The organism is Methylobacterium sp. WL116 (genome assembly GCF_008039455.1).
Lineage (GTDB): Bacteria > Pseudomonadota > Alphaproteobacteria > Rhizobiales > Beijerinckiaceae > Methylobacterium.
Genome location: NZ_VRUV01000096.1, coordinates 1 through 11,872 on the forward strand (window position 1 = coordinate 1; position 11,872 = coordinate 11,872).

The 11,872-nt window shown below is 69.9% G+C and carries 11 protein-coding genes; 3 read left to right on the forward strand and 8 right to left on the reverse strand.

Annotation, left to right across the window (positions count from 1 at the left end; genetic code table 11):
• Window positions 1–769 (forward strand): HAMP domain-containing sensor histidine kinase (locus FV223_RS09995; RefSeq protein ID WP_147726872.1); only part of this gene is annotated, 769 nt, incomplete at its 5' end.
• Window positions 770–780: 11 nt separating this feature from the next.
• On the opposite strand, the gene FV223_RS10000 is transcribed toward FV223_RS09995, so the two are convergent.
• A complete protein-coding gene (locus FV223_RS10000; protein WP_147726874.1) occupies window positions 781–2,253 on the reverse strand; it encodes a PAS domain-containing methyl-accepting chemotaxis protein in 1,473 nt (490 codons plus the stop codon).
• A 321-nt stretch (window positions 2,254–2,574) separates the two neighbouring features.
• Between FV223_RS10000 and FV223_RS10005 the strand changes: the two genes are divergently transcribed.
• Together FV223_RS10005 and FV223_RS10010 are read left to right on the forward strand one after the other, a co-directional pair.
• Entirely contained in the window at window positions 2,575–3,807 is a 1,233-nt protein-coding gene (locus FV223_RS10005) for an MFS transporter (RefSeq protein WP_147726876.1), read from the forward strand.
• A gap of 104 nt (window positions 3,808–3,911) precedes the next feature.
• Window positions 3,912–4,160: a hypothetical protein gene (locus FV223_RS10010; RefSeq protein WP_147726879.1), complete on the forward strand. Its 249-nt coding sequence runs from the start codon at window positions 3,912–3,914 to the stop codon at window positions 4,158–4,160.
• 375 nt (window positions 4,161–4,535) lie between these two features.
• Here the strand turns inward: FV223_RS10010 and tolB are convergent, their stop codons facing one another.
• From tolB to ruvB, 7 genes are all read right to left on the reverse strand, one after another.
• Window positions 4,536–5,876, reverse strand: coding sequence for a Tol-Pal system beta propeller repeat protein TolB (gene tolB / locus FV223_RS10015; protein WP_147726881.1), 1,341 nt, complete (start codon window positions 5,874–5,876; stop codon window positions 4,536–4,538).
• A 73-nt stretch (window positions 5,877–5,949) separates the two neighbouring features.
• Entirely contained in the window at window positions 5,950–7,272 is a 1,323-nt protein-coding gene (gene tolA / locus FV223_RS10020) for a cell envelope integrity protein TolA (RefSeq protein ID WP_147726883.1), read from the reverse strand.
• Between the two features lie 7 nt (window positions 7,273–7,279).
• On the reverse strand, window positions 7,280–7,726 hold the full coding sequence (locus FV223_RS10025) for a biopolymer transporter ExbD (RefSeq protein WP_187274707.1): 447 nt from the start codon (window positions 7,724–7,726) through the stop codon (window positions 7,280–7,282).
• A gap of 25 nt (window positions 7,727–7,751) precedes the next feature.
• A complete protein-coding gene (gene tolQ / locus FV223_RS10030) occupies window positions 7,752–8,468 on the reverse strand; it encodes a protein TolQ (RefSeq protein WP_147726885.1) in 717 nt (238 codons plus the stop codon).
• Between the two features lie 177 nt (window positions 8,469–8,645).
• The gene (gene ybgC, locus FV223_RS10035) at window positions 8,646–9,074 is read right to left on the reverse strand and encodes a tol-pal system-associated acyl-CoA thioesterase (protein ID WP_147726892.1); all 429 of its coding nucleotides are present in this window, start codon (window positions 9,072–9,074) and stop codon (window positions 8,646–8,648) included.
• Window positions 9,075–9,324: 250 nt separating this feature from the next.
• Window positions 9,325–10,047 carry a DUF4142 domain-containing protein gene (locus FV223_RS10040; RefSeq protein ID WP_147726886.1) on the reverse strand — a complete coding sequence of 241 codons (723 nt, stop codon included), beginning with the start codon at window positions 10,045–10,047 and terminating at the stop codon, window positions 9,325–9,327.
• Window positions 10,048–10,422: 375 nt separating this feature from the next.
• A complete protein-coding gene (ruvB, locus tag FV223_RS10045; protein ID WP_147726888.1) occupies window positions 10,423–11,484 on the reverse strand; it encodes a Holliday junction branch migration DNA helicase RuvB in 1,062 nt (353 codons plus the stop codon).
• Window positions 11,485–11,872 lie beyond the last annotated feature (388 nt).

The following is an 11,872-nucleotide window of genomic DNA, read 5'->3' on the forward strand; positions in this document are numbered from 1 at the left end:
CGTCGAGCGGGCGCTGACCGAGAAAAACGACGCGCTGGAGAAGGCGGCGCAGCTGCGCGACACCTTCGTCCACCACGTCTCCTACGAGCTGCGCTCGCCGCTGACCAACATCATCGGCTTCACCCAGCTGCTCGGCGACGAGACGGTCGGCGCCCTCAACGCGCGCCAGCGCGAGTATTCCGAACACATCATGCGCTCGTCGGGGGCGCTGCTGGTGATCATCAACGACATCCTCGACCTCGCCTCGATCGATGCCGGCTCGCTCGAGCTCCAGCGCGAGACCGTCGACGTCCAGGCGACCGTCGAGGCGGCCCTGCTCGGCATCGAGGACCGCCTCGCGGAATCCGACCTGAACCTCGTCCTCGACGTGCCCGACGACATCGGCAGCGTGTTCGTCGACGGCAAGCGCGTGCGCCAGATCCTGTTCAACCTGATGTCGAACGCGGTCGGCTTCTCCAGCGCCGGCCAGAGCATCACCGTTCGGGCGCGGCGGAATGCGGGCGACCTCGTGCTCAGCGTGCGCGACCAGGGCCGCGGCATGCCGCCGGAGATCGCCGCCCATGTGTTCGACCGCTTCGAGAGCCACACGCTGGGCACCCGCCACCGCGGCGTCGGCCTCGGCCTGTCGATCGTTCGCTCCTTCGTCGAGCTGCACGGCGGTCGGGTGTCGCTCGATTCGCGGCCCGGGGCCGGCACCTGCGTCAGCTGCAGCTTCCCGATCGTCGCGCCGACGATGCCGTCGGCGCGCGACTCCGAGGCGGCCGAGTAGGCCGCTTTCCGTCAGCCGAGCGCCCGCGCCGCCTCGGCCACCGCCTGGACGCGGCCGTCCACCGTCCGCGAGGCTTCCGCGATCCCGTCCATGTTCAGCCGGACGCGCTGGACGCTCTCGGCCGCGTTCTGCATGTTGACCGACATGTCGCGCGTCACCGCCGCCTGCTGCGTCACCGCGGAGGAGACGCTGAGCGAGATGTGGCTGACCTGCCCGATCGTCTGCCCAACCAGCTCGATCGCCCGCACCGCCTCCGCGGTCGCCTCCTGGACGGCCGTGACCTGCTTGCCGATCTCCTCGGTCGCGCGCGAGGATTGCGTCGCCAGCGCCTTGACCTCGGCGGCGACGGCGAACCCGCGGCCGGCCTGCCCGGCGCGCGCGGCCTCGATCGTCGCGTTGAGCGCCAGCAGGTTGGTCTGGTCGGCGATGGTGCGGATCGTGGTGATCACGCTGCCGATCCGCTCGGCCGAGGCGGTGAGCCCGGAGATGATGGTGCGCGCCTCGTCGGAGCGGCCGACCGCCTCGTCGGAGGCCGTCTTGGCGTCGATCGCGTGCCGCGTCAGCTCCTCGATCGAGGTCAAGAACTCCTCGGCGCCGGCGGCGACCGCCTGGACGTTGCCGGAGGTCTCGGCGGCCGCGCGCGCGGTCTCCGTCGACTGCCGGCTCACCCCCGACATCTCCTGCATGATGTGGCCGAGGTCGACCTCGATCAGGCGCTGGCCTTCGGCGCGGCGGCGGCGCTCGTGCACCTGGGCGGTCACGTCGGTGGCGAACTTCACGACCGCGAAGGGGCGGCCGTCGCGATCGAGGATCGGGTTGTAGGCGCCGTGGATCCAGACCTCGTTGCCGCCCTTGCCCATCCGACGGAACTCGCCCGCCTGGAAGGCGCCTCCGGCCAGCGCCTTCCAGAACGCGGCGTAGGCTGGGGAATCGGCCTCGGCCGCGTCGACGAAGATCCGATGGTGGCGGCCTTTGATCTCGTCGAGCCGGTAGCCCATCGTCGTGAGGAAGTTCGCGTTCGCGTCGGTGACGGTCCCGTCGAGGGTGAAGTGGATCACGGCCTGGGAGCGGTTGATCGCGTCGATCTGGCCCTGGCTGGTCGCGGCGGCCATGGTCTCGGCGGTGATGTCGGTGGCGAGCTTCACGATCTGCACCGGCTGGCCCCGCCGATCGAGCACGGGATTGTAGGATGCCTGCAGCCAAATCTCGCGACCGTCCTTCGCCACGCGCTTGAACGAGCGGGCCTGGGTCTCGCCGCGGGCCAAGGCTTCCCAGAAGGCGCGGTAGGCCGCGCTCTCGCGCTCGCTGCGCTCCATCAAGATCCCGTGATGCGCGCCTCGGATCTCGGAAAGCGTATACCCGAACAGGGTCAGGAAGTTCGCGTTCGCATCGATGATCCACCCGTCGAGGCCGAAAACGATCCGCGCCTGAGACCGATCGATCGCATCGATCAGGGCGCTCATCTTCTGGTTGAATATCGTCATCGTCAGTACCCCGCGGCGCGCGACATGACTTTTAGCTTGGCAGGCGAGGCTTAAAATTTGATCCACCGGGACTTTTAGCAGGACACGACTACGTGCTCGCGCCGCCCATTGACGAACTTCGGGACGCATCGAGGTCGTCGAGCACGCTGCGGTCTTTTTTGTCCGAAACACCTTCCGGTTGTTTCAGGCTGCAAGCTCAGCCGGAATATCGGGATCGGGCGTTCCGGACGCATCCGACCGATCGCGCGGCGCCGGCGAACGCCCTGCGCTCGGTCCGGCCGCAGCTTGACCGGGCCTCGTTCGGCCGCCACGACGCTGGCGATGCCCGAGCACGCGCAATCCGGCTGGACCGTCTTCCGCAACGGCGATTTCCGCCTGTTCGGGATCTCCCGTTTCCTGACCGGTCTCGCCTACCAGATGCAGGCCGTGGCCGTCGGCTGGTTCGTCTACGACCTGACCCGCTCGGCCTGGGCGCTCGGGCTCGTCGGCCTGGCGGGCTTCCTGCCGGCGATGCTCGCCGCGCTGATCACCGGGCACGTCGCCGACACCTACGACCGCCGCCTCGTGGCGGCGGCGGCCTTCGCGGTGCAGGCGGCGACGAGCGCGGCGCTTCTCGCCTATGCCTGGAGCGGCGCGAGCGCGGTGTGGCCGGTCTACGGGCTCGTCGTGCTGATCGGGACGGCGCGCGCCTTCGCCAACCCCGCCCTGCAGGCGCTGCTGCCGACGCTGGTGCCGCGCGACCTCTTCGGCGCCGCGATCGCCTGGAACGCCTCGCTCTGGCAGAGCGCGTCGGTGCTCGGGCCGGCTTTCGGGGGCTTCCTCTACGCGCTCGGGCCGATGGTCGTGTTCGGATCGGCGTTGGCCAGCTTCGCGCTGGCGGCGCTCGCGACCACGGCGATCCGCTATCGGCCGGCGGCGGTCACGGAGCGGCCGCCGGTGACCTGGGCGACGCTGTCGGCCGGGATCGGCTACATCCGCGCGCACCCGGTGGTGCTCGGCGCGATCAGCCTCGACCTGTTCGCGGTGCTGCTCGGCGGCGCCACCGCCCTGCTGCCGATCTTCGCCGCCGAAGTGTTGCATGTCGGCCCGCTCGGCCTCGGCGCGCTGCGCAGCATGCCGGCCGCCGGCGCCGTGCTGATGGCGATCGTGCTCGCCTACCGGCCGCTGCGGCGCCATGCGGGCGTGCGGATGCTGCGCGCCGTGGCGGTGTTCGGCCTCGCCATCATCGTGTTCGGGCTCTCGACCTCGCTGCCGCTGTCGATGGCCTGCCTGTTCGTCACGGGCGCGGCCGACATGATCAGCGTCTACGTCCGCCAGACCTTCGTGCAGGGCGAGACGCCGGACGCGATGCGCGGCCGGGTCTCGGCCGTGAACACCGTCTTCATCGGCGCCTCGAACGAGCTCGGCGAGTTCGAGTCCGGCTCGGTCGCGGCGCTCATCGGCGCGGTGCCGGCGGTGGTCGTCGGCGGCGCCGCGACGGTGCTCGTCGCGGTGCTGTGGGGCCGGATCTTCCCGGCCCTGCGGGCCCGCGACCGCCTGCTGCGCGAGGGGTGAGGCCGGCGACCGACGGCAAACGGCCAAGCTAACCCATTCCGGCCAGGATGCGCTGCTCTACGGACGGCCGCCCGGCTGGTCCGGGTTCGTGGAGGAAGAAGATTTTGCTCGTCCGTACCGTCGTTGCGTTCGCCCTCACCACCACCGCCGCGCTCGCCGCGCCGAACGCGTCGGCCGTGCCCGACCGCGCCGCGCTGAAGCAGAACTGCACCGGCGACTACCTCGCCCTGTGCAGCGAGTTCGCCCCGGACAGCCCCGAGGTGCATGCCTGCTTCAAGCAGAACCGCGCCAGCCTGTCGCCGAACTGCCAGGCCGCGATCGGCAGCTACACGAAGGCGCAGAAGCGGGGCTGAGGCGGACCCGTCGTGCGGCCGTCGACGGATCGGGGGCCTGGAACGGACGACGCCCGTCACGTGGCGTCCTCAACGCTGCCGCGCGACCGATTATCCCTTCTGCATGCGTTCAGGCGCCGCGAAGGGATGATGGCAGGTTGATCAGGCATTCGGCCGTCGATCGAGCCCGTCGGACGGTCAGCTGCGAACCGATCGGCCTCGCCTAGCGAGCGACGCCGCTGACTTCCGATCCGGTCCCGTCGCGGCGGGATGCCGGCCAGGCCGAACGCGCCGCGCTGCGCGATCGCGCAGCCGCGCTTGCCCGGGACGCCCTCGCGACGGAGGGTCGGGGCGATGCGGTCGAGCCCGTCCGGTAGGTGGCCCCGGGGCCGAGGCCTACTTCCCCGAGAGCAGCGGCGACCAGGTCGGGTCCGAGGCGTAGGACGGCGTCGGGACCGGCGCCTCCACCTTGCCGGTGATGTCGACCATGTAGAGCTTGCCGCCGCCCTGGCCGCCGGGGTCGCGGAAGAACAGCACGTACTGCCCGTTAGGCGCGAAGGTCGGGCCCTCGTTGTGAAAGCCCTCGGTGAGCACGCGCTCACCCGAGCCGTCGGGCTTCATCACGCAGATCGCGAAGCCGCCCTTGCGCTGGCGGGTGAAGGCGATCAGGTCCCCGCGCGGCGACCAGGCCGGCTGCGAGGCCGAGCCTTCGCCGAACGAGATCCGGTGCGGGTTCGAGCCGTCGGCGCCCATCACGTAGACCTGCTGCGAGCCGCCGCGGTCGGATTCGAACACGATCTGGCCGCCGTCCGGCGAGTAGGTCGGCGAGGTGTCGATGGCGTTGCCGTTGGTGATCGAATGCTGCGCCTTCGAGGCGATGTCCATGGTGACGATGTCGGCGTTGCCGCCCTGCTGCACGCTCATCACGAGGCGGCGGCCGTCGGGCGAGAAGCGCGGGCTCGCGCTCATCGAGTCGAAGTTGCCCATCGCCGTCCGGCTGCCGGTCTCGAGGTTGATCACCTGCACCCGCGGCTGGTGGCCGGTGGCCTGGGCCATGAAGGCGATGTCCTGCGTCGCGGGCGAGTAGCGCGGCGCGACGATGGCGTTCTCGCCGGTGGTGAGCGCGCGGACGTTGGCGCCGTCTTGGTCCATCACCATCAGGCGCTTGCGGCGGTTCTCCTTCGGGCCGGACTCGTCGACGAAGGCGATGCGGCTGTCGAACCACGGACCGAGACCGGTGATCTTGGTGTAGACGCTGTCCGAGATCAGGTGGCCGGCGCGGCGCGCGTTGGCGGCGTCGGTGCCGTATTGCTGGCCGGTGATCTGCTGGCCCGAGGTGACGTCCCACAGGCGGAACTCGACCTTCAGCCGGCCGGAGCCGTCGCGCGAGACGCGGCCGGTAACGAGGCCCTGCACGCCCGCGGCGCGCCACTTCTCGAAGCCGGGGGCGGCATCGAAGTTCGGCGATTCCGGGAAGCGGCCCTTCTCCAGCGGCAGGAAATAGCCCGAGCGGCGCAGATCGTTCGTCACCACGCTCGAGACGAGGCCGCCGAGGTTCGGGTCGCCCGAGAAGTCGGTCACCGCGATCGGCATCGGCTGGAACGCGCCGCCGCCGATGCGGAGCTGAAGCTGGGCCTGCGCCGGCGCGGCGAGGCCGAGCGTCGCCAGCAGCAGCAGCGCGAGGCCATAGAGGGCGGCGGGCACGTGCCGGGCCCGGGTGAGCGATCGATGCAGCATGGGTCTGGTCCGGGAGCGTTGGAACGGGTGCCGGCGAGGTCCTGGCGTCAGGTCGTCAAGGCGGCGTCGGCGGTCAGGTCGCGGTGAACTCGAACTCCGCGTTGATCGCCTTCCAGTCGTTGTAATAGGGCTGGTACTGCGCCGGGATCTTGTAGGGCGCGCAGCGGCGCACCGCACGCAACGCCGCCTGCGCGATCGACTGGTCGACCGAGCTCGATCCGCCGCGCATGATCCGCGGCTCGGTCGAGAGCGAGCCGTCGGCGTTCAGGCGGATGTCGAGCACCGGCAGCACCACCCCCTGGGCGGCGCCCGGAGGCGCCGAGTAGCAGCGCTCGATCTGCTGCTGCAGCATGCCGACGAGCGCGTCGCGCAGCGACGGCGACAGGCGCTGGGCGGTGCCGGTGGCGGCGCCGAGCGAGGCCGTGCGCTGGACCTCGTGGCCGGTGGCGCCGGTCGATTGCGACGGCGCCTTCGAGGCCAGGATCGACTTGATGTCGCCGGCATTGAACTTAGCGGCCAGCTCGGCCTGCTTGCGCGCCTTCGCTTCGGCGTCGGCCTTGGCCTTCGCGTCGGCGACCGCCTTCGCTTTCGCCTTGGCGGCGGCCTCGGCCTTCGCCGCGGCGGCGGCCTCCGCCTTCTCCTTGGCCTCTTCGGCCTTGGCCTCGGCGATCTCCTTCTGGCGCTCGGCCTCGGCTTCCGCCTTCGCCTTGGCTTCGGCCTTGGCGGCCGCCGCCTTCTCGGCGGCCTTCGCGGCTTCCTTGGCCGCGTCCGCCTTGGCCTTCGCTTCGGCCTTCGCCTTGGCTTCCGCGGCCGCCGCCTCGGCCTCCTCGCGCTCGACCAACTTGGCGAGCTGCTCGCGCTTCACGGCTTCGGCCTTGGCGGCCTCGGCGGCGGCCTTCGCTTCGGCCTTCGCGGCGGCGGCCTTCTCCGCGGCCGCGGCCTTGGCCGCTTCCGCCTTGGCCTCGGCCTTGGCGGCTTCGGCCTTCTCGGCGTCCGCCTTTTCCTTGGCCATCTTGGCGGCCTTCGCCGTCTCGGCGGCGGGATCGGGCTCGTTGACGCGCAGCGGCATCTCGTCGGCGTTGGCGAGCTTCATGTCGCTGGTGCGCGTCGGCGCGGTCGGAGAATCGACCTTGGCGTTCTCCGGCTCCTTCTCCTCGAACTTCTCGGCCTTCTTGTCGGCCCGCGGCTTGGCGTCCGACAGCGGCTTCTCGGCGTTGCGCTCGCCCTTGGTCAGCTCCGAGAACTGGTTCTCGGTGATCACCTCGACGGGCACGCCCTCCTGCGCCTCGGGAAGCGCGGGCGCAGCGACGCTGAACAGGGCGAAGACCAGCAGCCCGACATGGGTGCCGGCCGAGACCCAGAAGCCCGGTTCGCTGCGGAAGGAGGGAAGCCTCACAGGTCTGCTACCGCTGTTCGGGCTCGGTGACGAGCGCCACCTTCTTGAAGCCGCCGCCGGTGACGATCGCCATCACCTGGGCGACGCGGCCGTAATCGACCCGCTTGTCGCCGCGCACGAAGACGCGCTCCTCGAAGCCGGACTTGGCCTCCTGGGTCAGCTTCGGGATGATGGTGTCGTCGGTCAGCTCGTCCTCGCCGAGGAAGACCTGTCCCGACTGGCGGATCGATAGCGTCACCGGCTTGGTGTCCGAGTTCAGCGGCGAGGCCTTGGATTGCGGCAGGTCGAGGGGCACGCCCACCGTCATCATGGGGGCCGCCACCATGAAGATGATCAGCAGCACCAGCACGACGTCGATGAACGGCGTCATGTTGATCTCGTTGATCGGGCCGCCGCCGCGGCGTCCCCGCCGCCGCCGCTTGCCGCCGCCCTGCGCGCCCGCCGCCATGCTCATGTGTCGATCCCTTCGCGGATTTCGGTCAGGCGGCGAGCGACAGGCGCTCGTCGATCTGGCGCGACAGGATGGCGGAGAACTCGTCGGCGAAGCCTTCCAGGCGCGACTGCTGCTTGGCGACCGTAGCCTGGAGCTTGTTGTAGGCGAGCACGGCGGGGATCGCCGCGAACAGGCCGATGGCGGTGGCGAACAGCGCCTCGGCGATGCCCGGCGCCACGACGGCGAGCGAGGTGTTCTTCGAGGCCGCGATCGAGGTGAAGGCGGTCATGATGCCCCAGACCGTGCCGAACAGGCCGATATAGGGGCCAGCCGAGCCGATCGAGGCGAGGAACAGCAGGCGGCCCTCGAGGCGCTCGACCTCGCGCTGGATGGTCACGTCCAGCACCTTGTCGATGCGCTGCGACAGCGACTGGATCTGCCGGCCGGTGCCCTCGAACGAGCGCTTCCACTCGCGCATGGCGGCGACGAACAGCGCGGCGAGGCCGGTGGCCGGGCGGTCGTTGAACGAGCGATACAGCTCCTCGAGGGACCGGCCGGACCAGAACGCGTCCTCGAACGCATCCATCTCGTCCTTGGTGCGCCGGAACAGCAGCGTCTTGTCGACGATGATCGCCCAGCACCAGATCGAGGAGCCGAGCAGCCCGATCATCACGAACTTGACGACGATGTGGGCCTGGAGGAACAGCCCGAGCAGCGTCATGTCGGCGACGGGCGCGGCCTGCATCGCATCTGCGGGGTTCATGGGCTTTGGTCCTCGGACGTCTCGACGGCGGCGGCGCGACGACCCGGCGGGCCAGCGCGCTCCATCCGAAATCATCGAGCGAATTCAAAGGGAATCGCGTTCGAATCTGTCGAAAGTAAGGGCCGGGTGCGGTGCACGCGGGGCGTCGCTTTCCCACCGCATAAGCGGGCGGGTTGGTTAAGGAAGGGTTGCCGGAGCAAGGGCGCGACGCAGGGCGTCGGGCAGCCGGATCGCCCGGCCCGCGCGGACGCAGGCGACCACCACCTCGGCGCGGACGAGGACCACACCGTCCCGGCAGACCTCCTGGTGCAGGTGCATCGAGGCGCCACGCAATTCGCGCGTGCTGGTGATGATGGAGAGCACGTCGTCCATCCGCGCCGGCTTCAGGTAATCAATCTCCATGCGGCGCACGACGAAGACGAGGCCGTCCGCCTCCCGGTGCAGCTCGGACTGGTCGCCCGCGAGCCCGCGCAGCAGCTCGGTGCGACCGCGCTCCATGAAGCGCAGGTAGCTCGCGTGGTAGACGAAGCCCGAGAAGTCGGTGTCCTCGTAGTAGACGCGCACCGGCAGCGCGTGGGCATCGATCGATGACGTCACGGGTTCGATGGTCCTTCTGCTGCCGCAGGGCGGTCCGGGACGGTGGCAAGGGCCGACGTCCCGTCGGGCACGGATCGGACGAGGGTCCGTCCCCACCCTCCCGTCATCGCGGGGCCGCGCGGCTCCGGGATGACGGGCAGACATGGCGACGGCATGGCGGGCGGAGGGAGAGGACGAGGCCCTCGCGAACGCGAAAGGGCCGCCCCTCGCAGGGCGGCCCTTCCGTCAGTGAATCCGTTTCGACGATGCCGAAGCGGGATCAGCCGCCGATGCGGTTGGCGAGCGAGGCCGAGTGGCCGTGCTCGTTGGCGATGTAGGGCAGCGCCTCGTTGGCGAACTGGCGACCGGCGGCGTTGTCGCCGTTGCGCGAGTAGGTCTCGTAGAGCTCGAGGGTGCGGGCGTCCGAGCGGGCCTGCTGATCGATATAGGTGCGGTCGAAGTCACGGCCGTTGCGGGCCGACTTCAGGCGCTCGATCCGGTTCTGGCCGTTCGGGCCGATCGCGACGCGGCGGCCGGGCTCGGTCGGGCTGTTGTCGATGATGCCGACGCCGCCGAGGACGCCGCCGACGATGCTGGTGCCGAGGTTGGCGGCGATGGTCACCGGGGCGAGCACGAGGCCCACCGGGTTGTCGATGCGGGTGTCGAAGCCCTGGCGATCCGAGACGACGGTGCCGCCGGAGGACAGCGACGTGCCCTCGGGCAGAAGCGCCTTGGTGGTGGCCTCACGCTCGGTGATCACGCGATTGGCGTAGTTCCGGACCTGCGGGTTGCGCGAACGCTCCAGGGCGATGCGGCTCGACTCGATGCTCACGGCATCCGAGCGAAGGGCCTCGGCGCGGAACTCGGGAGTGTCGGTGCCGGCGGCGCCGACGCCGCGCTCGAACGGCGAGACGCGGATGGGAAGGGCGTCCTGGGCGAAGGCGGGGGCGGTCAGCGAGGCGAGCGAGAGGCCGAGAACGGCGAGGGTGGCGGTACGCTTCATAGGATAACGATCCTTTGTGGTTAGCCGGTGCGTCGAGGCCCCAGGCGATTGCGGGCACAACGGGTCGGATCGCCGCTCGTTCCGCACGTGCGAACTACGTAGCCACGCTTCCGGCACATGCTGAGCCGACGAACCGAGACATCGCGGCGTTGTGAAGCGGTATGCGGAACATCGATTTGCTGATGTTATGCAATGCTTTGCTCAGTTTATAGCGGTGGTATGTGACAAGTTTCCGAACCTTATCCTATGCCGCCACAGCATAGCTGAAGCGGTGGAACGGCATGCGTCGACGGCGTTGCGCCGCAGCGGAACTCGATGAAACGCGATTTCGTGTCCCGTCCTCGAACGGTCGCTTCAGCATCGCGACGACACGGGCTAGGTTTCGGGTTCATCCTCGACGAAGAGGCCGATCTGCGTGATCGGGTCGCGCTTGGGCATCGCGAAACCCATGTGCTTGAAGGCGTGCTGCGTCAGCACCCGCCCGCGCGGCGTGCGCATCACGAAACCCTGCTGGATCAGGTAGGGCTCGATGATGTCCTCGATCGCGTCGCGGGGCTCCGACAGCGCGGCCGCGATGGTCTCGATCCCGACGGGGCCGCAGCCGAAGGATTTCGCGATCATCGTCAGGTACTTTCGGTCCATCACGTCGAGGCCGACGGGATCGACGTCGAGCAGCTTCAGCGCCCGGTCGGCGATCGCCCGCGTCACGGTCGGCGCCTCGGCGACAACGGCGAAGTCGCGCACCCGCCGCAGCAGGCGGCCGGCGATGCGCGGGGTCCCGCGGGCCCGCCGGGCGATCTCGTTGGCGCCGTCGTCGGACATGCCGAGCCCGAGCACCCGCGCGCCGCGGCTGACGATGAGCTGCAGCTCGTCGATGTCGTAGAATTCGAGCCGGATCGGGATGCCGAAGCGATCGCGCAGCGGCGTCGTCAGCAGGCCCGCGCGGGTGGTGGCGCCGACGAGCGTGAACTTCGGCAGCTCGATCTTGACCGAGCGCGCCGCCGGCCCCTCGCCGATGATCAGGTCGAGCTGGTAATCCTCCATCGCCGGATAGAGGATCTCCTCCACCGCCGGGTTGAGGCGGTGGATCTCGTCGATGAAGAGCACGTCGCGCTCTTCGAGGTTGGTGAGCTGGGCCGCCAGATCCCCGGCCTTGGCGATCACCGGCCCGGAGGTCGAGCGGAAGTTCACGCCGAGCTCGCGCGCCACGATCTGCGCCAGGGTGGTCTTGCCGAGGCCAGGCGGCCCGACGAAAAGGACGTGGTCGAGCGCCTGGCCGGTCATCTTCGCCGCCTGGATGAAGATCTCCATGTTGGCGCGCGCCGCCCGCTGCCCGATGAACTCGGACAGGCTCAGCGGACGGATGGTCTGATCGACGTCGTCGGCCCGCTTCTCCGGGTCGAGGATCGCGCTGGTCAGGGGTTTCGGTTTGCTCATGGAGCCTCGGCTGGGGATGCGATCCTCCTAACCCGCGCCCGCGGCGATGTCTAAGCGCGCCTCGCCGCCGTCGGATCGTCCGGCCAAGCCCGAAAAACAACCCTCGATTGTTTTTTCTTCGGCATGGTTGAGGTCGCGTTAATCGTTTCCCGGCCTCCTGGCCCCTGTCTTCACCGCCGCCCCGTGCCGTCGTTCCCGGCACCGGACCGACGACCGCGCAATCGCGCGATCGCCGGATCGTCTCTTCGCGCCTTCGGATGGGCCGCATGCCGCACCTCGTATCCTGCCCGCCGCGCCGTCGCCTCCTCGCCACGACGGCGGTGCTGCCGCTGATCCTCGGGGCAGCGTCGATGGCGGCGCCCGATCCGGCCCGTGCGGCCTGCGTGGC

Excerpts from the sequence above, each read along its gene's own strand:
- FV223_RS10000 (WP_147726874.1), bottom strand. The coding sequence starts at position 2,253 with ATGACGATATTCAACCAGAAGATGAGCGCCCTGATCGATGCGATCGAT.
- FV223_RS10005 (WP_147726876.1), top strand. The coding sequence starts at position 2,575 with ATGCCCGAGCACGCGCAATCCGGCTGGACCGTCTTCCGCAACGGCGAT.
- tolB (WP_147726881.1), bottom strand. The coding sequence starts at position 5,876 with ATGCTGCATCGATCGCTCACCCGGGCCCGGCACGTGCCCGCCGCCCTC.
- FV223_RS10025 (WP_187274707.1), bottom strand. The coding sequence starts at position 7,726 with ATGAGCATGGCGGCGGGCGCGCAGGGCGGCGGCAAGCGGCGGCGGCGG.
- tolQ (WP_147726885.1), bottom strand. The coding sequence starts at position 8,468 with ATGAACCCCGCAGATGCGATGCAGGCCGCGCCCGTCGCCGACATGACG.
- FV223_RS10040 (WP_147726886.1), bottom strand. The coding sequence starts at position 10,047 with ATGAAGCGTACCGCCACCCTCGCCGTTCTCGGCCTCTCGCTCGCCTCG.
- ruvB (WP_147726888.1), bottom strand. The coding sequence starts at position 11,484 with ATGAGCAAACCGAAACCCCTGACCAGCGCGATCCTCGACCCGGAGAAG.